Below are 21,572 nucleotides of genomic sequence, written 5' to 3' on the forward strand. Positions count from 1 at the left end.
GAGGCTATGCCGAGATTTTCACCAGAGCCATTTAACATATAATCTTAATTGCTTTCTCAAACATTGTTATCTTAACAGGAGTAGTTCCGTTATCTTCTGCATCAGTATGGTTAAGTACAGGTGTTTTTGAAGTAATGGTTAATTCCTTGCAAATAATGTGCTCAACATCTTTAAACAGATGATGTTTTTGCGCTAATACGCCATATAAATAGCGTAAATTATCTAACAGATTTTTCTTTTGAAAAACAAGCACATCAAACTGACCATCGTACTCATTGCCCTCTTTAATCAAGGTAAAAAACTTATGAAATTTAACCACATTACAAACTAAAACAAAATACCCTGTTCTTTTTTTCCCGCAGCAATCTATGCTTAACTCTTGAGGTTTATAATCAATCATTGTTTTTAACAGAGAAATAGGGTACGCAGCTTCCCCCACCATTCTTTTTAGTTGAGGTTGAACATAATGATAAGCATGCGCATCAAATCCAATGCCTGAAGCAATAACAAAATACCTTTCATTTGCTTTGCCTACATCAATGTTTCTTGATCTTTCCGAAGCAATAAGTTCACCAAGTTCTTCAATAGATTTACCAGTAAGCCCTAAGCTTCGAGCAAACATATTCGAGGTTCCTAATGGCAAAATTGCCAAAGTAGGCTTCTGTTTTTTCTGTTTATTGAGCATGATGCCATTAATAACTTCATTTATTGTCCCGTCTCCTCCACCGGTAATAATAATATCATGGTTGCTGCCCTTAGCAAAGAGCAATGCATCACCTTTCTTTTCAGTAGAGATAACGTCAACGCAAGAAGAGAATCTCTCCTTAATTTTCTCAATAACAATCTCTTTATTCTTTTTCCCAGAATAAGGATTAATCAATAATAAATATCTCATGTTTTTAACCCTGCCACAGTACCTTTATGAAAACAAATAAGCTTAGGTCCAACATAGCTATCTAATGATATTTTCTCTTTGCTTAATGAACAGTTCTTAATTAAATCAAAGACATTGCCCGTAAACATGCCTCCTCTGAAAGGAGTCCGCAACCCATTTTTAATAAAATATCCAAGTCTTATCTCCGCAGAAAATGCTCCAGATATGGCATCAGGGACATACGATGCAAAAGAAACAATCTCGACTCGATCTTTAGTAGTTAGTTCCGTTTCAGTTTTGCTTCCCGAAGCTACTTCAAGAGTTCCAAGGCTTCCTGTTGGCTGAATCGAAAGATAATCAGCATATTGTTGTGAAGCAAAATAATTTTTAAACACACCTTCTTCAATTAAAGATAAAGGCTTTGAAACAACACCATCTTCGTCGAACAGCGCCGAGGCAGGATTATAATCTAGAAACGGATTTGTCGTTAAGGTGATTTTATCTCCTTTAAATGTGCCAAGTGATGTACCTTTTTTATAACAGCTTAAATCCATATATTTTAATTTAGCAGAACAATGCATAGTTAATGGTCCAAGCTGCAAATGCGGGACAAAAAATTCATGCAATGCATCTCCTTTAAGAAGTACGTTCCCTGAAAAGGTTGATGGTTGTTGCGCATGGAGAACATCTTTAACAATAGCAACTTTTTCTTGAACAAAATTTGCAATATCAAAATCAGCAAGCCTCGCATAGGAAGCGCTTGCAACAAATTCCTGCTCTTTGCTATCCTCAAATGCCGTGATAATAAATTCAACAAATACGTGTGTTTTTTCAGTGGAAAGATCCACACCGTTGCTGTTTAAAACATGGAATTTAGCTGTTGAAGTGTGCAGTTCCATGCTGTTTAGTTTAACATTTGAGTATTTTTGTAGTTCATTTTTAAAAGTACTAACCAAGGTAATGAATTGGTTAGTGGTAATTTGAGCAATTTCTTTATCCCATAATTTCGGAACAGCCATAAGCTGCTCGGGTTTTGGAAGAGTATATTTCTTCTTCCTGCTTAATGAGCAAATAAAAACAGCATCAGCTAATTGTCTCTGTAGCACTTTTTCATCATCAGTGGCAACAGGAAATTCGGCATCGCCGATCTCATCACCAAAATATTTATACACTTTAACACTGATATCTTCTCGTTGTCCTTCGAGAATATCTTCTATTTCAAATTGTTTGAGAATATATATATTTTTACGCTCTATTTTTCTTAAAAAGATTCTCCATCCATCTATTTCCTGATGAGATGAAAGTATATTCTGAATTTTTTTGAGGTTCATGATAAATGCAGCTCCTTAATCAATAAATGTGGTCCGCCTTCACAGACTCTAACCCATTCTTTATGTCCTTTGCCGCATCTTCCGCAGCCTGGTAGTATTAACTCATTGCCCACCATCATGATATTGGATAAAATGGTTGGTAAAAATCCCGTCATCCCTACTTCAAAAAATAGTTCTCCTGTTAATCTGCCGTGGATAACTCTTTCAGCAAGAATACCTTGGATTTGTGTGCCCCATCCTTTGGGATCTTCCATGCCTCCAGTTGAATAATGCAAATAATAACCATCATCAATAGATTCGAGCATTTTTCGAGGGTCGTCATTGCCAGGCATAAAATAGGTATTTGACATTCGCGCAAACACTTTGTGGTCATAACTTTCTGCTCGTGCATTTCCTGAGCGTAAAAAATTGCTCCGTGAAGCTGAATACAAATCAGTAATTGGTCTATTAACCAAACCTTCCTTAACAAGGAAGGTTTGATCAGTTATCTGCCCTTCATCATCAAAAAAAAAGCTTCCGTTTTTTCCAGAAAATGAAGGATTATCAACAATAGAAACATAATCAGGGGCAATTTTCCTGCCAAGGTATTGTGAAGCCATAGCTCTTCCTTTGAACATAGTATCAGCTTCCATGCCATGTCCAAAACTTTCATGTGCTAACAAACCAGTGACAGGCGGCGTCAATAAACAAGTATATCGTCCTGGTTGAATCCTTTTTGCATCAATAATCCGCAATGCCATAGTGCAAACATCATTAATATCTTGTTCTGAAATATCAGTTGCTTCATAACCAGGCTTAAAATAAGCTTTGTAATAATATCTTGTTTCTCCTTCTGCTGTTTGCACAAAGGGCAGAACCAGAATAAAACAACTATTAATGATTTGGCTGAGTTTTTTCTTGTTATTAACAAATATTTTGATCTCAATGCCTTCTTCATATAAAACGCGAGTATTAATGATGCGCTTATCAAATGCCATGATTTGTTGTTGAAGTTTATTGACAAAAGCGACCTTTTCATTGATGCGGATAGCATGCTGATCAATAGTCCCTTTTTGTTCAAAATCATTTTCAAAAATACTGGTATCTTTAATCAGTTTAACAGTCTCCTTGTTGCTCATCACAGAATCACGGAGTTCTTCAGCAGCCTTTTTAAGGCTGGTTTTATTAAAGCCGCTTATTCCCTTCTCAAGAAATTTTTCCCCATCAAACACCCGTAATTTTACTCCGATATCAGCATCATCATGAATGTCAATAATAGTTTTGTCTTTATTGATGGTTCTATCAGAAACAGCAGTATACAAACAATCAGCATAAAGAGCTTTTTCTTCCATAATCTTAACAAGTTGAGAAAAGAATTCTTTGATTTCTTTTATCTGCTTTTTCTTCATGCTATTGAAGAAAAATCAATGTTTTAAAAATGTTATTATCTCTAACGGCTCTGGTGAAAATGTAGTTTTTGGCATCTTTTTGTGAGGCTCTTTAATTTCATAAGTGAGGATTTTTCGGAGTTCCAGAGAGAAAAATCCAATAAAATATACTCTTAACAAGCCGAACTGATGCCAAAACCGAGGCTATGCCGAGATTTTCACCGGAGCCATCTCTAACAGAACATTTTTATACCCTTTCAAACAACCTCTTAACATGGGTAAATTAGGATTAACAGGATTGCTTCTCTCTGCTGCGTTATTAGTGTCAAAACCATCTGAAGCATTATTAACTTATGAAGATTTAGATAGACCTCCGCCAGTAACTGCTTATGGCACTTGTATCTATAAAAAAATGATTTGGACAGTAGATTGTTATCAAGGAAAAGGATGTAGAACTGAAAAAGTGACAGATCTTCAAGGAAATCCAGTTGAATACCCCCAAGGTCTTTGTCCCCCGGATGTTGCATTCAGAGGAGGACAGATTCTTTTCTGTTTAGATCCACTGCCTGAAAAATGTTATACTCCTCCACTTCCAGATAAATGTCAAGAAAAGCCGACTATCTCTTTGGATTGTTTATGCTGTTAATTTTGTACACAAATAGATTTTCAAAACAATAGTTCTGAGACCTTTTTCACCTAAATGGTTTTAAAGGTAATAGCATATCTAAGAACATGCACCTTTTGCCTCAAAATTATGGTCCAGTAGTTCAGCCAGTTTACGCTGTTCCTAGAAAAAAATCTTCATATAGCATTGGAGCAAGGTTTCATCAATCTAAAAGAACACAAACAACAGAAATTACTTTAGAAGTAGCTTTACAGCAAGAACTCGATCAAGTAAAACAAATTATCAGATATCATAAAAAACAAACAATTACCGAAGAATCTCTTGATGTTGTTCTTGCAAAACATGATCTTCCGGAAAAAGTGATTATTGAACAAATCCCTTCTTCAGATTACAAAACAATGGAGGTTAATGTCTATGCGCTCCCAAGTCCTCAACATAAACCAGAACAGATTGCTTCCTACAATCTCTCTTTGCAGGAATATCAAGAACAAAGAAGGGATGACATTGCAGACACGACTCGATTTTTGCCAGTAAAACATCGGATTTTCGAACAAATGCCAGAAGGATTGTTTGGTTATACGTTTATTGGTTCTGATAAAGTCTACATAAACCAATCATTAGTTGGAGGAAGAAAAGAAGAAACCATTGTCCATGAATCAATACATACGCCAGATGAATACGAAACACGGGTGATTACATCGTGGATATTACATAAAGAAACAAATAAGTATATGATGAAAGGAATGGTTATGCATAAACAAGAAAAATAATAAATCTATCCAATAACAGTTAAATTATGGTGATAAAAATGGATGAAATAAAAGATTACCCCTGTAGTTGCGGAGGAAAACTGAAAAAAAGTTTTTGTTCAGTAGAATTCTTTGGTATTGATTTTGGTGAAAGAGCTTGTGAAGTTTGTACTTCTTGTGGAACAGAATTTCTAGACGATGCCACCCTCGAAGAAATTGAAAAGCAAGTTAAAGAGAGAAAAATATTTGGTTTGGAAAAACAGGTAAAGATAGGTAAATCAGGCAATTCTTTAGTTATTCGCATACCCCCTGAAATTGCAGCATTTACTAATTCAAAACCAGATACACCCGTGAGAATATTCCCTAAATCTAAGACTAAAATAGAACTAGAGCTAGTAACGTAAATTTTAAGGAGAATAAGTATGCTCAATCTTCAACGTAATAATCTCGATAAAGCAGCCTCGCCATATCTGCAACAGCATAAAGATAATCCAATATACTGGCAGGAATGGTCAAAAGAGGTTTTAAAAGCTGCTAAAACCCAGAATAAGCCAATATTAGCTTCTGTTGGCTATGCTACCTGTCATTGGTGCCATGTTATGGCAAAAGAATCCTTTAGTAATGAAGCAATAGCAGAGTATCTTAACCATTATTATATAAGTATTAAAATTGATCGTGAACAACGTCCTGACATAGACAACTATTGTATGTCCTTTATACAAACAGTGCAAGGCCAGGGTGGTTGGCCATTAAATGTTATTTTCACACCAGATCTTAAACCCTTATTTGCAGTAACCTATGTTCCTGCTGAACCAAAATATGGCATGCCAGGGTTTCTTTCATTATTACAGCAGGTGAAAAAAGCATATGATAAACATCAGGCAACTATGGCAGCTTTTACGCCTTTGCATCCTCATCATCAATCGATTGATGATGATTCAATGATAAAAATAATTCAAGAATCATTTGATAAAATGTATGGTGGTTTTGGTCATGGTATGAAATTTCCCCCTCATAACACGTTATTATTCCTCCTTAGTTATTATGAAAAAACCAGAGATAATAATGTAAAAGAGATTATAGAAAAAACCCTTGATAGCATGGCAGTTTCAGGGTTGCAGGATCATCTGCAGGGAGGTTTTTTCCGCTATTGCACTGATCAAACATGGAGCATTCCGCATTTTGAAAAAATGCTGTATGATCAAGCAATGTTGCTATGGTGTTACAGTGCAGCGTTCAAACTCTTCAAAAAACCATTCTATAAAATGGTAGTAAAGAAAATTATGATGTGTTTAGAAGAAACATTTGAAAATAATAATTTGTATTATGCAGCTCATGATGCAGACACAGATCATGAAGAAGGCAAAACTTATCTTTGGGGGTATGACGAACTTAAACAGCTTCTCAATAAAGATGAGTTCAGAGAATTCACCGCGGTGTATGATATTTCAGAACAAAGTAATTTTGAAGAAAAAAATCATCTGATAAAAAAACAATCTAAATTTCTTCCTGATATCGAACAAAAATTGCTGGATATCAGAAAACAACGTCCTCAACCTTTTACTGATAAAAAAATAATCACTTCATGGAATGCGTTGTTGGGAATAGCTCTCATACAGGCATGGCGTTGCTGTCAAGATAGGACTGCAAAACAAAAAGCAGAGAAACTGTTCAAAGCTTTAGTAAACAAGCATTATAATAAAGAAGAACTTATCCACACCTCATTAGGAGATAGCCTTCAACCACATGAATTTCTTGAAGATTATGGAGCGTTATTGTTATTGACAACGTATCTCTATGAAGAAACAGGCAATTATAAACAACTTCTCAAACAATTATATAAGCAATTAGAGCAATTTAAACGGCAAGATCATTGGATAGAAAGCATAACTGATGATTTCAAAGAAATTCCTGCTCACCAATTTGATCATCCTTACCCAAGTTCAGCATCATTGGCAGAAGCAGCTCTTCTTCGTACAAACCTACTGTTGAACAAAGAGCATACAACATTAGAGTACCGCTCGCCTTTTGAGTATGATTTCTACAACCTGCTAGCGTTTATCACTCAAGGAAATATTCCTATAATTCATCTTCCCTATCGATTAGACTGGCAGCAGGTAAGTTATAACACTTTACAGGTGAAATCAGAACAGATACAATATTGCTATGAACGAAAATGCTTTTCTTATAATTCTCTTGATGATTTGAAGAAAAGTCTCGGCATATTCTGATGTCGACGGTAGAAACTTTTGGAAAAAGAATAGCTTTTTATACCTCTACACCCCAAAAATACCATGTTTACCATCCTTCAGAATCATAAAGGGAAAATTAAGGAAGTTACGGTAGATAATATCAAATCATTAGATACTGATTGGATTGATTGTTATAAACCAAATGACAAAGAACTGTCTTTACTGGTTGAGAAAACAGGGCTTCCTTTAACAAGGTTAAAATCATATCTTAATGATGAAGCACGACCGCACGTAGTGGAAATGAAGAATTTCTCCTTAATTATCTTTGCTGTTCCATTTTTTCAGAATAACAGGGTGCATATTAAAAACCTGAATATTTTTCTCTTTGGAAGCAATAATATTCTCACGCTGCACAATGAAAAACTTCTTCCCCTTCAAACAATAAATAGTCTGATTAAAAAAGATCAGCCAGGGCTTCTTGATAACCCAAGTCATTTTGTTTTTAATCTCATGACTGAAGTGGTCAATGATTATTTTGTTATTCTCGAACAACTCCATGCGAATGTTGATAATCTGGAAGATGAAGTATTAAACCAGCCAAAATTTACGCAAACACGTGAAATACGTGATTTTAAAAGAAATATCCTCTATGTGCATCGGGGATTAACTGCTAATCGGGAAGTTATTGTCAGTATTGAAAAGGAATATCTCTCGCGAATTTCAAAGCAAGAGATTAAAAAATACCGTTTTATTTACAATGATTTAGTTCAGTTAATTGATATGAACGAAACCTATCGTGATATTTTAACAACAGCAATGGAGTTGTATTTAACTAATATTTCCAATAATCTCAATAACACCGTTAAACGCCTTACTGGTTGGGGTGGATTGATTTTAATCCCAACATTAATTGCAAGCATTTACGGCATGAATTTCCACGACACAGCTTCAAAATATAACATGCCTGAATTACAATGGAAATTTGGTTATTTCTTTGCCTTGGGATTGATAATAGGATCAATAATTCTTCTCTATTATTATTTCAAGAAGAAGGATTGGTTGTGATTATGGCAAAAACGTCAACTTTCTATACTCCTGGCTCCAAAATACAATCTTTCGTATATTTTTAAATTTGCTTCTCAACTCTTGCAATAGTTATTCTCGAACAATAGTCTGCGTTCGTTCAGGTCCAACAGAAATAATACTTACCTTCACACCTAAGTATTCTTCAATAAATCGTACATATTTCTGGCATGGTTCTGGTAATTCTTCAAATCGTTTACAGGTGCTAATATCTTGATTCCATCCGGGTAATACCATATATTCAGGTTCAGCAGTATTAAATACATGCATATTTTCTGGAAAATCAACTATATTTCTATAGCCAACGCAAATCTGGAGTTTATCAATACCGGTTAAAACATCTAACTTAGTTAATGCAAACTCTGTATACCCGTTAAGTTTGCAGCCATACTTAAGCATAAATAAATCAAGCCATCCAACACGCCTTCTCCTTCCCGTTGTTGTTCCATATTCATTGCCTTTTTCAGTAAGATATTTTCCAACAGGTGTTTCATAAGAAAGCTCAGTTACAAATTTTCCTCCGCCAACACGAGTAGTATATGCTTTAACAATGCCAATTCTTTTATCAAAATTAAAATTTCCTATCCCTGAGCCAGTATAAGCTCCTCCAATAGATGGTGATGACGATGTTACAAACGGATAGGTGCCGTAGTCAACATCCAAGAACGTTCCCTGCGCTCCTTCAAAAAGAATGTTTTTTCCATCTAATAAGGGGGCAACATTGCCAACAAAATGGCGGAGTTGAATCCCTAATCTCCAATAATATTCACCGATTTTATCAATATCAAATAATCGGTCTTTATTATAGAATTGTGGATAGTTTTGCTGGAGATATTGTTTCAAAGTATCTTCATCGCAGAAATACAGCATCTGCAATAGTTTACTGTTAACATTTTGCAGTATTTTAGCATAAAAACTTTCTCGATGAAAATAATCCTCCATCCGCACGCCAATCCTGCTTATTTTATCAGCATAACAAGGTCCAATCCCCCTTCCTGTTGTACCAATTTTGCCATCTTGCAGTCTTGCTTCTGACAATACATCTAATATTTTATGATAAAATAAGATAATATGTGCTTTTGGTGAAATCAACAATTGTTCTGATTTTGAAACAAAAATCCCTGATTTTTTTAAAGTTTCCAATTCACTTAATAACACTTCAGGATCAATAACAACGCCATTGCCGAGAACACATGATTTTCCTAATAATATCCCTGAGGGAATTAAATGAAATGCAAATTTCTGTTGCCCAATAACAACAGTATGTCCAGCGTTATTTCCTCCTTGATAACGAACAACAGAGTCATATTGCTGAGCAAGAAAATCAACAAGTTTTCCCTTTCCTTCATCGCCAAACTGGCTGCCTATAATAACGGTTTTCACAAATACACCTTTCCTGTACGTAATAAGTCAGAGGTTTTAGCGCCTGCTTTTGTGAAGCTATTCAGTGTTATTAGTGAGGATTTTTCGGAGTTCCAGAGAGAAAAATCCAATCGAACTAACTTGAAAAGCTGAACTGGCGCTAAAACCAAAGGAAGACTTATTACGTACTATTTTCTATGTATAATGAGGGGTGTTTTTAATAGTTTTGTATAATCTCAAAATAAAAATGTAACTAGATGATAATAAAAACAACATTTTTTTTAGAAAAGTATATATAGATGTTTCACATTAAAAACAACAATGGAATGGAAAAAGATAGTCCAGGTTTCTGTGATTATTGGAGTTGTTAGTTATTTTCTTACTTTCGCTTTAGGGACTTATGGATCTGTAACTCTCTACATTCGAGTAAATCATCTTCTTGGGGTTATAGCTACAGGTTTGGTTTTACATAAAATGCTCAGGGTAAAATCTTCTTGGGGAATCTTCATCGGAATGATAATCACCGGTATTGTTTTAACTGTTATGGATATGTTAGGTTGGTTATTATTTTGATAGGAATTTACTTGTTGATACATGGAAACGACAAATATCATCTCATTGAGAAAAACATTTTCCAATAACAAGCCATTCCCTTATCTTATAATACCTAATTCTCTTGAAAAACAACAAGCGCAAAAAATCAAGGAAGCATTAATTCAAGAAACTTTTTATGAAAAACAATCAGATTTATTCAAATTCAAGCAAACAAATGATCTCGCAAGTACAAAAAACAAGTATCTAATTGAATGTAGAAATTTTCTTAAATCAAAAGACTTCATCAAATATCTTGAATCAATAACGCAAGTCAAATTGAAAGAAAACTCTATTGATCTTGCAGGAACATTATATGAAGACACAGATTTCTTGCTCTGTCATGATGATAAACTTGAAGGAAGAAAAATTGCCTTTATCTATTATCTTTCAACCTTAAAAAAGAGCGAGGGAGGTACGCTTAATTTTTTTAAACACAACAACTATCATCAACCTACAACGATTGCTATTAAAATTAAGCCTTTGTTTAACACCTTTGTTTTCTTCAAAGTTTGTCCAGAGTCATTTCATGAAGTTGAAGAGGTTATAGGCAAGACAAAGCGGTATGCTTTGTCAGGGTGGTTTCATGGAAATAATTAATCCAGAATATAAACAAAATGAAACCATGACATCTATTAAAAAAATATTCGAGAAAAAAGCACCAATTCATGCAGTACAATTAGAAGATTTTTTCCAACCAAATATCTACAAATTGCTCAAGAAACAGATAACCTCATTAAAATATACTTTAAATTATCAACCATTGCAGCATCATTATAAAGTAGCAGCTCCGAATAATATCATGACTAACATTTTTGAACATAAAGAATTTCTGTCAATAGTACGGGCAATTACAGGCTGCGCTATTAAACAAAGCTCGAGTTTAGCATTTCAATTATCATGGAAAGATTACGAGATTCTTCATGACAATAAAGCAGAAGAACAAGGAATAGAATTAGTATTTGATGCAACAGATGCTTGGAACGAAGCTGCAGGTGGCGCTATCATCTATAAATCAGCTGCGTCATCAATAAGCATACCTTCAAAGCCAAATGCTATCACTATTATCAAGAAAACAAAACAGATAACGCGATGTATACAATATATTAATCATAACAGTATTAATAATAAAAAGTATCTTTTTATTATTAAACTTTAATCGCTTTCAACTCGCGGTGCAAGAATAAAATTCATGGCAACTCTATCAAGAACTTTGTATTCAAGTTTAAGAGGATAATCTTTATTGAATTTGATTGTAGCGTTTGGGGCAAGCTTCCCGGCGCTGATCATCTTTTTAAGGTATTCTATTGAATATTTTGCGCGGATTTTTTCCTGGGATTCGCTGACAATTTTGATTTCTTCATTTTCAGGTAAAAATACATGTGCATCAGTTAAATCTCCTTCTGCGCTTACGGTGAATTTTCCATTTTCAACAGTAAATGCAACACTCTCTCCTACAATATCAACATCTTCAACAGAATCATTGAGTACTGTTGAAGGTATAGTTACTGATAGGGGGAAATGTAGTTCAGGTACTTTTTGTTCGCGCTCGTCAAGTTCAATGAGCGGCAAAGAAAACCGTCGTTTTGAACCACCGCTTAAGGTAACAACAAGCTTATTTTTCTCATCAACTTCTAAAGTTATCATGTCGCTTGGCTTGGCTCGCTTAAGAATTTGTTTTAAATTGCTTAAATTAATAGCTAATTCCATATCTTGCGGCACGGTATATTCTACAAAACTGCTTGCTAAGAGTTGAAACATAACCATGGCAACATTAGCTGGATCCATAGCTACAAGTTCAATACCATTTTGATTAATCTTAAACCGAGCTTCATTAACAAGTTCACTGATAATCATGATACTATCTTTTAGGTAACGTGGTTCTGCTAAAGTTAATTTCATATGGCACCCCTTATGATGTGATAAGTGAACAAGAAACTATTTATAAATAATTATATAGTTAAGTAGATACAACCCTTTCCTATGTAATAGGGAAGGGTTATATCTACGTAACTATATATGAAAGAAAAATGAGGGGATAGGGACTTTCAACACCAATTATTGGTATTTTTGAACCCTAGTAGGCACTAAGCCAATAGATGGCCCATCGAGTATATCATTGATTTCTTGTGGAAACCTCATCACTCATAACTTGAGTTTGGACTTTTAAGCACCTTGGTGCCAAAAAACTATCCCGTTTGGCCACTCCGGCATCCCCTCATACTTCTAAGAACAAAGTAATAGTTTATAAAATTTATTTTATTACATTAATCTCTTTGAGCTTTACTGGTTCTATATTTTTAAGCTTCTTTTCAATATCATGAATTGATTCTTCCAATGCTTCAAGTTGTTGTGTATATCGTATATCTTCCTTTTCTTCTTCAATATTTGCAAGTTTGATGCTCGGCAATGCAGTTCGTAATTTTACGGTTAATTTTGCAATTTCTTTTATTCTTTCTTTAATTGTTTCAATCTCAAGCTTTCTTTTTATTTGTAATTGCCTGATTTTTTCTGATCTCTGAAGTAATTCGACAAAAGCTTTTGAAAGAGTAAGGAGTTCATTCCTTAATTCCTTCTTTTGATCAACTTCTACAAAATATTCTATTTCATTCATGGTCTATGCCCTGCATCAAAGAGTGTTTTATCCATACTATGGATTCTCCGTTGAATATCTTGGATGCTATTATTCCATATTTCAATTTCAGCATCTTCTTCTTTTCTAATATTATTTGCTTTTTCAAGGCATACTTGTGCTTCAGCAACATTTTTTTTCATATCATCTAATAGTTTCATAACATCTTTATATTCATCTAATTTCACAAACATTGAATTTTCATTAACTCTTTGCATAGTCTCACCTTACTTTGAATAATATATCATCCATCGCAGTAATTTTGTGATGGCCAGATTCAAGGCTTTGCTGCCATATAGTTAATAATAAATCTTTATCATTATGTAATTGCATCAGTCTGAACAAGGTATCATGGGTAGTGTCAAGAACATGTTTTAATTCATTATTTGCAACGACGGTGTCCCTATATTGACTCACTGAAATGAAAAAATGATCGAAAGATACAGTTTTTTGCTGTTCTTCATGGATAGGTTGTTTTGGAGCTGTTTTTACCGAGGTGCTAAACAAAGATGTAACTTCTTGAGGAGCAACTGCTGGTGTTTGTGGTGTGAATAAAGATTCTTTTTGACTAGTAAATGAGATCGGTTGTTCTAATTTTTCCTCAAAATTAATAGTTTCTTGAGCAGGAATTTCAGGAAATAATGGTGTGTTGTCAGGAGAAGTATCAAAAATATTCTTCTCAGCAGTTTTTTGTTGGGAAGTATATTGTTCTTCTAAAGCTTCTTTGTTTGAAGATGATGGCAAAGGAAATGAAGGGGGTGTTTCATCATGAGCTTCGAGATCAACTGGTGGAATTTCACCAATGTCGGGAATTTTTTGCGTTTGGCTATGAATTTCTGGTATTTCAGGAATCTCAAGCTCTTCTCCTTCAAATGTTTCGGGCATTTTAGGAAGTTCTAAATTCTCAGGTAATAATGGAGGTGGTGTGTCTAAGGGAAGTGTGCTTTTATCTGGAGAGGCTTTTTTGTTAGGTGAAGTAAATAATGGCATAGTGTCATCCTACTTTAATATGGTAATGGTAATAAGGAGACTATTAAATGTTTTGGTACTACTTAGTAGTATAAAAACCACGCTGTTTAAAAAATAACTATTTTTTAAACAGCGTGGTTTTTGATAGTATAGTTTTTATTGTAATAATGCATATAAATATCAGTAAGATTGCGAAGACATTAATGGACAAAAAGGCAGTTTTAATTTTAGAAGATGGTTCTTGTTATGAGGGTTATTCATTTGGTGCAGAACGTTCTGTTTCAGGCGAAGTTGTTTTTAATACAGGCATGACCGGTTATCCAGAAACTCTCACTGATCCTTCATATGCTGGCCAGATTTTAACGTGTACCTATCCTTTAATAGGTAATTATGGTGTTCCAACAGCATTAGAAGGAAATCAATTGCAGCAATTACAAGAACATTTTGAATCTGATGCTATTCAAGTGAAGGGTTTACTGTTGTGTGGTTATCCAGAGCAGCACAATCATTGGAATGGAAAAAAATCTCTTGGAGCATGGCTTAAAGAGCATAATGTTCCTGGGTTATATGGATTAGATACTCGTTCTTTAACAAAGAAATTACGGGAAAAAGGAACCATGGTAGGTAAGATCATTGTAGGCAATCAAAATATTCCTTTTTTTGACCCAAGTAACGTAAATCTCGTTGCCGGAGTTAGCATTAAAGAAATAAAAACATTTAATGAAGCAGTCAACAACGACGAACATAATATTATGTTCGTCGTTGTTGACTGTGGAATAAAACACAATATTATACGCTGTTTAAACAAGTATGGTGTGAAAGTAGTTCTTGTGCCTTGGGATTTTGATTTTAATGCCTTAAAATATGATGGATTATTTATTTCAAATGGTCCTGGTGATCCAAAGCAGTGTGCTGTAACGATCAACAATCTTAAAAAAAATCTCGACAAGCAAATACCGACATTTGGTATCTGTCTTGGCAATCAATTATTGGCATTAGCAGCAGGAGCAGACACCTATAAATTAAAATATGGTCATCGTGGTCAAAATCAACCCTGCATTATTGAAGGGTCAGCAAGAGCTTTTATCACGACACAAAATCATGGATATGCAGTTGATGAAACTACATTGCCTTCTGATTGGGAAGTATGGTGGCGTAATTTAAATGATGGAACTGTAGAAGGCATAAAACATAAAACACTTCCTTTTTTTGGTTTTCAAGCTCATCCCGAAGCAAGTGCAGGTCCAACCGACACTGAGTTTTTGTTTCAGGATTTTATTAACGTAGTCAAGGTGTACAAACATGGGAGAAAATGAATTAATAGATGTTATTGATGAACAGGAGCATATTATCAAAACTATTCCTAAATCACAAGTAAGAAAAGAAAAAAACACACAGCCAAATAAATGGGATATTACTGTTGGTGGTTGGGTTTTGGCAGGAGAATTTCCTGAACGTGCAGCTTACCGAGAAACAGAAGAAGAAATTGGTGCAGAAAATGTTAAGCTTACCTTTTTGTTGAAGTATAAATTTGCGTATAATAATGAACAAAATATGATATCATATCTCTACAAAACAGTTTATAATGGTAACATTATTCCTCAAATAGATGAAGTTCAAGCATTTGAGTGGGTAAATTTAAATGATTTAGCCAAAATAAAAACATATTATGAGGATACAAAAATATGAATCATCTCAAAAAGATACTAGTTCTCGGCTCTGGTGCTCTTAAGATAAGCCAATCTGGTGAATTTGATTATTCTGGGTCGCAATGTCTAAAAGCATTGAAAGAAGAAGGAATAGAATCAGTTTTAATCAATCCTAACATAGCAACTATTCAAACCTCAGAAGGCATGGCAGACAAGCTTTATTTTCTTCCTATTACACCTTATTTTGTTGAACAAGTAATAAAAAAAGAGCAGCCTGACGGTATTCTTTTGTCGTTTGGTGGTCAAACAGCATTAAATTGTGGTGTTGAACTACAGCAAAAAGGTATTTTGGCAAAATATAATGTTACGGTTCTTGGCACGCCAGTAGCTTCAATAATTGCAACAGAAGATCGAAAGCTATTTGCAGAAAAATTGCAAGAAATTCATGTGCCTATAGCTAAGAGTGTTTCAGTAACATCAGCTGAATCTGCTGCTGTTGTTGCTGGCCAGATAGGTTTTCCCGTAATGTTAAGATCTGCGTTCTCTTTGGGTGGGTTAGGGAGCGGAGTTTGTTATACAAAAGAAGAAGTAACAGCTTTAGCAAAAACAGCATTAACAACAGTGCCGCAGATTTTAATTGAGGAATTTCTTGGCGGCTGGAAAGAGATCGAATATGAAGTGGTTAGGGACAAATACGGCAATTGCATTGCGGTTTGCAATATGGAAAATGTTGACCCGATGGGTATACACACGGGAGAAAGTATTGTTGTTGCTCCATCGCAAACACTCGATAATAAAGAATATTTTGTTTTAAGGGAAACAGCGATTAAAGTAATTAAACATTTAGGTATTGTGGGTGAATGCAATATTCAGTATGCTCTGAATCAAAATTCAAGAGAGTTTCGTGTTATTGAAGTCAATGCGCGGCTCTCGCGAAGTTCTGCATTGGCAAGCAAAGCAACTGGCTATCCACTTGCTTATGTAGCAGCGAAATTAGCATTAGGGTATGGGCTGCACGAAATTAAAAATTCAGTAACTAAAGTAACATCTGCATTTTTCGAGCCGTCATTGGATTACCTTGTGGTAAAAATACCGCGCTGGGATCTGCAGAAATTTAAGCATGTTAATCAGCAGATAGGTTCTGAGATGAAATCAGTGGGAGAAGTGATGGCAATTGGAAGAAATTTTGAAGAAGCATTGCAAAAGGGTTTGAGAATGTTGTATATTGGTGTGGAAGGTGTCATTGGTGCGATGAATGGTATTTCTTTTGAAGATCTGGAATCAGAGCTAAGCCATCCTACGGATAAGCGAATTTTTGCTATTGCTCAAGCATTGGCAGAAGGTTATGATATAGATTTTATTCATGCTCTTACGAAAATAGACAGATTTTTCTTGTACAAAATAAAAAATATAGTTGATACAGTAACTCTTTTAAAAGTTCAGTCATTAAATATAGAGTCAATAAACGGTGAATTGCTGAAGCTTGCAAAACAACAAGGTTTTTCAGATAAAGCAATTGGAATATTGCTCAATAAAACTGAATTAGAGATTCGTCTTTTAAGGAAGGAGTATAAGATTGTGCCGTGTATAAAACAAATTGATACTATGGCAGGTGAATATCCAGCGCAGACAAATTATTTGTACCTTACTTATAATGGTTCAGAACACGATATACGGAGAAGTAAAAATGCAATTATAGTGCTTGGTTCAGGTCCTTATAGAATTGGATCGAGTGTTGAATTTGATTGGTGTTGTGTTAATACGATTAATACTATACGAAACGTAAAAAATACAGCTATTATGATTAATTGCAATCCTGAAACAGTTTCAACAGATTATGATGTATGTGATAGACTTTATTTTGAGGAGTTAACGCTTGAAAGGGTTCTTGACATCTATGAATTTGAGGATCCGAATGGTGTGATACTTGCAATGGGTGGGCAAATTCCTAATAATCTAGCATTGCCTCTTATGAAGAATGGGGTGATTATTCTTGGTACAAGTCCTTTGCATATTGACCAAGCTGAAAACAGGCATAAATTTTCTCAATTATTGGATCAGCTTAAGATTGATCAGCCAGAATGGAAAGAGCTTACAAATATTGAAGAAGCAAAAATATTTTCACATAATGTTGAGTATCCAGTATTAGTAAGGCCAAGTTATGTATTAAGCGGAGCAGCTATGAATGTGGTTTATTCTGATGAATATTTAGAAAAATATCTTCAGCAGGCTGCAACGATTAATCCAGAACATCCCGTAGTGATCAGTAAATTCATCCAAGATGCTAAAGAAATAGAAATTGATGCTGTTGCAAAAGAAGGAGAGATATTACTATATGCTATTACTGAACATATAGAAAATGCTGGTATTCATTCAGGCGATGCAACGATGATCTTACCAGGTCAAAAACTGTATCTAGAAACAGTGAGAAAAATAAAAACAAGAGCGCAAGCAATTGCAAGGGCATTGAATATTACTGGTCCATTCAATATTCAGTTTATTGCAAAAGATAATCATGTAAAAGTAATAGAATGCAATCTAAGAGCATCACGGAGTTTTCCTTTTTGTTCAAAAACATTTAAAATTAATTTTATAGAACTGGCGACAAAAGCAATTCTTAACTATAACGTTGAAAAAGTGGACAAGTCTATATTTGACTTAGGGTACGTGGGTGTAAAAGCATCACAGTTTTCATTTTCGCGATTAAAAGGAACAGATCCAGTTCTTGGAGTGGAAATGGCATCAACAGGAGAAGTAGCTTGTTTTGGTGATAGTGTTGAAGAAGCTTTATTAAAATCTTTAATCTCTGCAGGTATTGAACTTCCGCAGCAAAATATCCTTATCAGTTTAAGCGGCAGACAGGTACGATTAAAACTTCTTCCCCAAATTGAAAAATTACAAACAATGGGATTTCACTTATTTGGAACACCGACAACTGCAGAATATTACAACGAAAATGGAATTAACATAACAACTCTTTACAAAATACATGAAGAAAAAGATCCTAATGTTATCGAGTATATTGCAAACAAAAAAATTGATTTTGTTATTTGTATGTTTGACGAAGGTATTCCTGAAAAGAAAAAAGATGCTGTTCTTATCAGGCAGAAAGCAGTAGAATGTTCAATACCTTTGATGACAAATTATCATTTGGCAAAACTTTTTATTGATGCAATGTATGATCTCAAAACAGAAGATCTGGTAATCAAAGAATATCATGAGTACTAGGGCTCCGGTGAAAATGTATTGCGTAGCAATATACCATCAAAGAAAGTCAAATATTATTCAATCTTTCTTTGATTCGTATAGTTTTTGGCATCTTTTGGTGAGGCTCCTTAAGTTTAGGTGTGGGGATTTTTCGGAGTGCCAGAGAGAAAAATCCAATGAAATCTACTCATCAAAAGCCGAACTGATGCCAAAACCGAGGCTATGCCGAGATTTTCACCGGAGCCGAATACTATTGAAGCACCTTAGGTGTTTCATGGCTTGTTAATTTTTCTAACAAAGCTAAGGCAAAATTTTCATCACCAGCTTTCCTGCTCCATGCTAATGCTTCATGGTACATTCTAGCTTTATCATAATTAGTCATAGCAGCATTGGCAAATTCAACATTAGGGAAATTTGAATAAGCACGTACAGCAGTTTCAGCAGCTTTTAAAGGATTAGGTCGTTTAATCTCTCTTGCAACATTTAATCCATATTCAGCATGATACTCAATATTCTGTCGATACACTTTGATTAATTGATCATCATCTGCAACTGCTTCAGCTAATTCTAAGGGGATTTCAATATTTGGTTGTCGCAAGAGCCATTCTAAATGATGTTTTCTTGTCCTCAAAAGTAAATCATGGTCATCAAGAAGCAAACAAAGTTCAGTCATAAGCTGGTATCTCTGGTCGCTCTTTTTATCGCTTGCTATTCTATCATAAGCCGCACGGTAAAATGAAGTAAGAGTATCTCCTTCTAACAGTTCTTGGCCGCGGTCAACCGCAATTTCGTAATTACCATTTTGCAAATGAATTCCTAGTTCTAAATCCTGCTGATGATAACGTTGAGCAAGAGGAATCAGTGTACGGGTTAATCTCTTTCTAGTTTCAGAGTCAGCAAGAGCAAAGCGTGTGCTTAAGTCTTGTAATGCTTTTACACCGAAAGAATCAGCGTCTTGATAATCATGAATATATTCTAACAAATTAATAACAGTTAGTGTATATTTCGCAGGTTCTTTGGCAAGTTTGTGTACAACAGCATGAACTAGCTGAACATCCTCTTGAGTACAATCATCATGAGGGACCATTTCTTTAATCAATGCTTCAATATCATCTGGATTTTCATGAGCAAGAATATATCTTCTAAGAAAAGACTGTCGTTTTCGCGCTATAGTCCAATCAAACCATCCTGTTGCTTGTTCTAATTCTTGATTAACAATACTTTTTAGTGTAGCGCTTCGTGCATCACGTCTGCTACCTATTGAATGTGGTGTAGCAAGCTCGCGTAATAACCAATATCTATACGTAGAAGGATCAGTGCGGTATCCTCTTAATAAAGCAGTTAAATGGTCAATTTGTTCTTCTTGTACATACTTTTTTACAGCTAAATCAGGTAGTATAGACATATAAATCAAGAATCTCCTATTTATTTAAAAAGTTATCTCTCTTTAGTAGCAATTTAACCATGATAGTTTATAAAGATTTATAAACAACCCTTTCTCTCCTAGATTGGTGTGAGCTGTGGAGTTTAAAGGGAAACATATTATCTCAATTCATGATCTAACAAAACAAGAAATTCTCCATATCCTTTCTATTGCTTCTGAGTTTGATGCATTACAACAGTCTTTTCTTTTAAAAGGCAAAATTCTTGCCACACTATTTTTCGAGCCAAGCACAAGAACAAGATTAAGTTTTGAAACTGCTATGCATCGTTTAGGTGGCAGTGTTATTGGTTTTGGTTCAGCAGCTATTACTTCAGTGCAAAAAGGAGAGACACTAGCAGATACTATTAGTATGATTCATGGATATGCTGATGCTATTGTGATCAGGCATCACATAGAAGGTGCTGCTCGGTTAGCATCTCAAATTTCAAAAGTGCCGGTAATCAACGCCGGAGATGGCGCTAATCAGCATCCTACACAGACGTTAGTTGACCTTTATACTATTCGTAAGGCACAGAACACGATTGATGGTTTATCAATTGCAATGGTTGGTGATTTAAAATATGGAAGAACCGTCCATTCTTTAGCAGTAGCTTTAGCGCATTTCAAAGTAAAATTATATTTTGTCGCTCCAGATGAACTAAAAATGCCCACAAAAGTAATTGAGCATGTGAAAAAAAATAATATTGAATATTTTGAATCCACCCAAATTGAAGATATTCTTGGCAAAGTTGATATTTTATACATGACTCGAATACAAAAGGAGCGTTTTCCCGATTTAAAAGAATATGAAAAAATAAAAAATGTTTACATATTAACCGCAAACATGTTAAAGAGTGGCATGGTTAAAGACAATCTAAAAATACTTCATCCTCTTCCGAGGATTAATGAAATTACACCAGATGTTGATGCAACAAAATATGCGTATTATTTTCAGCAGGCGCATAACGGTATTCCTGTGCGAAAAGCGATATTGGCGTTAGTGATGGGTGCGGTTTAATGGTAAAAGAAATTAAAATAGCATCAATTAAAGATGGTACGGTTCTTGATCATTTAAATACGAGCATGGTGTTTAAAATAGTTCAATTGCTCAATTTAGATAAAACAAATAATGGAATATCGTGCGCAACCAATCTTGAGAGTACAAAATTGGGAACTAAAGGTATCATCAAAGTAAGTGATAAATTTCTGACAAGAGAAGAAGTGGAAATGATTTCAATTATTTCTCCGGCAGCTACACTTGTTATTATCCAAGACTATGCTATCCAATCAAAAAGAAAATTGGACCTTCCAGAAACAATTAGAAAGATTATCAAATGCAGTAACCCAAAATGCATAACCAATATGGAGTCAGTAACAACACAGTTTGATGTCCTTGAAAAGAAACCGTTACTCATCAAATGCGTCTATTGCGAGCATATTATAGAAAATAATCAAATCCACATCTTTGGTGAATAAGAGACCTTTGCAAAATGATGGTTACGGTGCCTAAATCATATT

General features: G+C 34.7%; 22 protein-coding genes. 13 read left to right on the forward strand and 9 right to left on the reverse strand.

Annotated features, from left to right (window positions below; translation table 11 throughout):
* Positions 1–31 precede the first annotated feature (31 nt).
* From HYY69_07980 to HYY69_07990, 3 genes are read right to left on the reverse strand one after another with little or no spacing between them, the layout of a single operon-like run.
* Positions 32–895, reverse strand: coding sequence for a diacylglycerol kinase family lipid kinase (locus HYY69_07980; protein MBI3033385.1), 864 nt, complete (start codon positions 893–895; stop codon positions 32–34).
* Positions 892–2,205 (reverse strand): hypothetical protein, encoded by a 1,314-nt coding sequence (locus HYY69_07985; GenBank protein ID MBI3033386.1) that lies wholly within the window; start codon positions 2,203–2,205, stop codon positions 892–894. Before HYY69_07985 ends, HYY69_07980 begins: the two co-directional genes overlap by 4 nt.
* Positions 2,202–3,593, reverse strand: a complete 1,392-nt coding sequence (locus HYY69_07990; GenBank protein ID MBI3033387.1) for a TldD/PmbA family protein — start codon at positions 3,591–3,593, stop codon at positions 2,202–2,204. Before HYY69_07990 ends, HYY69_07985 begins: the two co-directional genes overlap by 4 nt.
* A 253-nt stretch (positions 3,594–3,846) precedes the next feature.
* Here HYY69_07990 and HYY69_07995 point away from each other — a divergent pair, with 253 nt between their 5' ends.
* The 5 genes from HYY69_07995 (at position 3,847) to corA (ending at position 8,203) form a co-directional block, all read left to right on the forward strand.
* Complete coding sequence (locus HYY69_07995) at positions 3,847–4,218, forward strand: hypothetical protein (GenBank protein ID MBI3033388.1); 372 nt, start codon at positions 3,847–3,849, stop codon at positions 4,216–4,218.
* Between the two features lie 86 nt (positions 4,219–4,304).
* On the forward strand, positions 4,305–4,967 hold the full coding sequence (locus tag HYY69_08000) for a hypothetical protein (GenBank protein MBI3033389.1): 663 nt from the start codon (positions 4,305–4,307) through the stop codon (positions 4,965–4,967).
* Between the two features lie 26 nt (positions 4,968–4,993).
* The gene (locus HYY69_08005; GenBank protein ID MBI3033390.1) at positions 4,994–5,350 is read left to right on the forward strand and encodes a hypothetical protein; all 357 of its coding nucleotides are present in this window, start codon (positions 4,994–4,996) and stop codon (positions 5,348–5,350) included.
* Positions 5,351–5,368: 18 nt separating this feature from the next.
* Positions 5,369–7,177: a thioredoxin domain-containing protein gene (locus tag HYY69_08010; protein ID MBI3033391.1), complete on the forward strand. Its 1,809-nt coding sequence runs from the start codon at positions 5,369–5,371 to the stop codon at positions 7,175–7,177.
* A 63-nt stretch (positions 7,178–7,240) separates the two neighbouring features.
* The gene (corA, locus tag HYY69_08015; GenBank protein ID MBI3033392.1) at positions 7,241–8,203 is read left to right on the forward strand and encodes a magnesium/cobalt transporter CorA; all 963 of its coding nucleotides are present in this window, start codon (positions 7,241–7,243) and stop codon (positions 8,201–8,203) included.
* Positions 8,204–8,293: 90 nt separating this feature from the next.
* On the opposite strand, the gene HYY69_08020 is transcribed toward corA, so the two are convergent.
* A complete protein-coding gene (locus HYY69_08020; GenBank protein ID MBI3033393.1) occupies positions 8,294–9,604 on the reverse strand; it encodes an adenylosuccinate synthase in 1,311 nt (436 codons plus the stop codon).
* A gap of 300 nt (positions 9,605–9,904) precedes the next feature.
* Between HYY69_08020 and HYY69_08025 the strand changes: the two genes are divergently transcribed.
* Genes HYY69_08025 through HYY69_08035 form a run of 3 tightly spaced genes read left to right on the forward strand, consistent with a single transcriptional unit; the run spans position 9,905 to position 11,333 of the window.
* Positions 9,905–10,156: a hypothetical protein gene (locus HYY69_08025; protein MBI3033394.1), complete on the forward strand. Its 252-nt coding sequence runs from the start codon at positions 9,905–9,907 to the stop codon at positions 10,154–10,156.
* Between the two features lie 21 nt (positions 10,157–10,177).
* A complete protein-coding gene (locus HYY69_08030) occupies positions 10,178–10,774 on the forward strand; it encodes a 2OG-Fe(II) oxygenase (protein MBI3033395.1) in 597 nt (198 codons plus the stop codon).
* On the forward strand, positions 10,761–11,333 hold the full coding sequence (locus tag HYY69_08035) for a hypothetical protein (protein MBI3033396.1): 573 nt from the start codon (positions 10,761–10,763) through the stop codon (positions 11,331–11,333). The genes HYY69_08030 and HYY69_08035 overlap by 14 nt, the downstream gene beginning before the upstream one ends.
* On the opposite strand, the gene pcn is transcribed toward HYY69_08035, so the two are convergent.
* The 4 genes from pcn to HYY69_08055 all read right to left on the reverse strand — a co-directional run bounded on the left by pcn (position 11,330) and on the right by HYY69_08055 (position 13,796).
* Positions 11,330–12,076 (reverse strand): proliferating cell nuclear antigen (pcna), encoded by a 747-nt coding sequence (pcn, locus tag HYY69_08040; GenBank protein MBI3033397.1) that lies wholly within the window; start codon positions 12,074–12,076, stop codon positions 11,330–11,332. The two genes, HYY69_08035 and pcn, sit on opposite strands and share 4 nt — an antisense overlap.
* A gap of 352 nt (positions 12,077–12,428) precedes the next feature.
* A complete protein-coding gene (locus HYY69_08045) occupies positions 12,429–12,788 on the reverse strand; it encodes a hypothetical protein (protein MBI3033398.1) in 360 nt (119 codons plus the stop codon).
* Complete coding sequence (locus HYY69_08050) at positions 12,785–13,024, reverse strand: hypothetical protein (protein ID MBI3033399.1); 240 nt, start codon at positions 13,022–13,024, stop codon at positions 12,785–12,787. The genes HYY69_08045 and HYY69_08050 overlap by 4 nt, the downstream gene beginning before the upstream one ends.
* Before the next feature lie 4 nt (positions 13,025–13,028).
* On the reverse strand, positions 13,029–13,796 hold the full coding sequence (locus tag HYY69_08055; GenBank protein ID MBI3033400.1) for a hypothetical protein: 768 nt from the start codon (positions 13,794–13,796) through the stop codon (positions 13,029–13,031).
* Between the two features lie 182 nt (positions 13,797–13,978).
* Between HYY69_08055 and carA the strand changes: the two genes are divergently transcribed.
* The 3 genes from carA to carB are packed head-to-tail and all read left to right on the forward strand — an operon-like array spanning position 13,979 to position 18,652.
* The gene (carA, locus tag HYY69_08060; protein MBI3033401.1) at positions 13,979–15,091 is read left to right on the forward strand and encodes a glutamine-hydrolyzing carbamoyl-phosphate synthase small subunit; all 1,113 of its coding nucleotides are present in this window, start codon (positions 13,979–13,981) and stop codon (positions 15,089–15,091) included.
* Positions 15,078–15,464 (forward strand): NUDIX domain-containing protein, encoded by a 387-nt coding sequence (locus HYY69_08065; GenBank protein MBI3033402.1) that lies wholly within the window; start codon positions 15,078–15,080, stop codon positions 15,462–15,464. The genes carA and HYY69_08065 overlap by 14 nt, the downstream gene beginning before the upstream one ends.
* A complete protein-coding gene (gene carB, locus HYY69_08070; protein MBI3033403.1) occupies positions 15,461–18,652 on the forward strand; it encodes a carbamoyl-phosphate synthase (glutamine-hydrolyzing) large subunit in 3,192 nt (1,063 codons plus the stop codon). Before HYY69_08065 ends, carB begins: the two co-directional genes overlap by 4 nt.
* A 229-nt stretch (positions 18,653–18,881) precedes the next feature.
* On the opposite strand, the gene HYY69_08075 is transcribed toward carB, so the two are convergent.
* A complete protein-coding gene (locus tag HYY69_08075; GenBank protein ID MBI3033404.1) occupies positions 18,882–20,036 on the reverse strand; it encodes a hypothetical protein in 1,155 nt (384 codons plus the stop codon).
* Between the two features lie 115 nt (positions 20,037–20,151).
* On the opposite strand from HYY69_08075, the gene pyrB reads away from it, so the two are divergent.
* Both pyrB and HYY69_08085 read left to right on the forward strand, forming a co-directional pair.
* Positions 20,152–21,072 carry an aspartate carbamoyltransferase gene (pyrB, locus tag HYY69_08080; protein ID MBI3033405.1) on the forward strand — a complete coding sequence of 307 codons (921 nt, stop codon included), beginning with the start codon at positions 20,152–20,154 and terminating at the stop codon, positions 21,070–21,072.
* Positions 21,072–21,530 carry an aspartate carbamoyltransferase regulatory subunit gene (locus tag HYY69_08085; GenBank protein ID MBI3033406.1) on the forward strand — a complete coding sequence of 153 codons (459 nt, stop codon included), beginning with the start codon at positions 21,072–21,074 and terminating at the stop codon, positions 21,528–21,530. Before pyrB ends, HYY69_08085 begins: the two co-directional genes overlap by 1 nt.
* The last annotated feature ends 42 nt before the right edge of the window (positions 21,531–21,572 follow it).

Source organism: Candidatus Woesearchaeota archaeon, assembly GCA_016192995.1.
Taxonomy (GTDB): domain Archaea; phylum Nanobdellota; class Nanobdellia; order Woesearchaeales; family DSVV01; genus JACPTB01.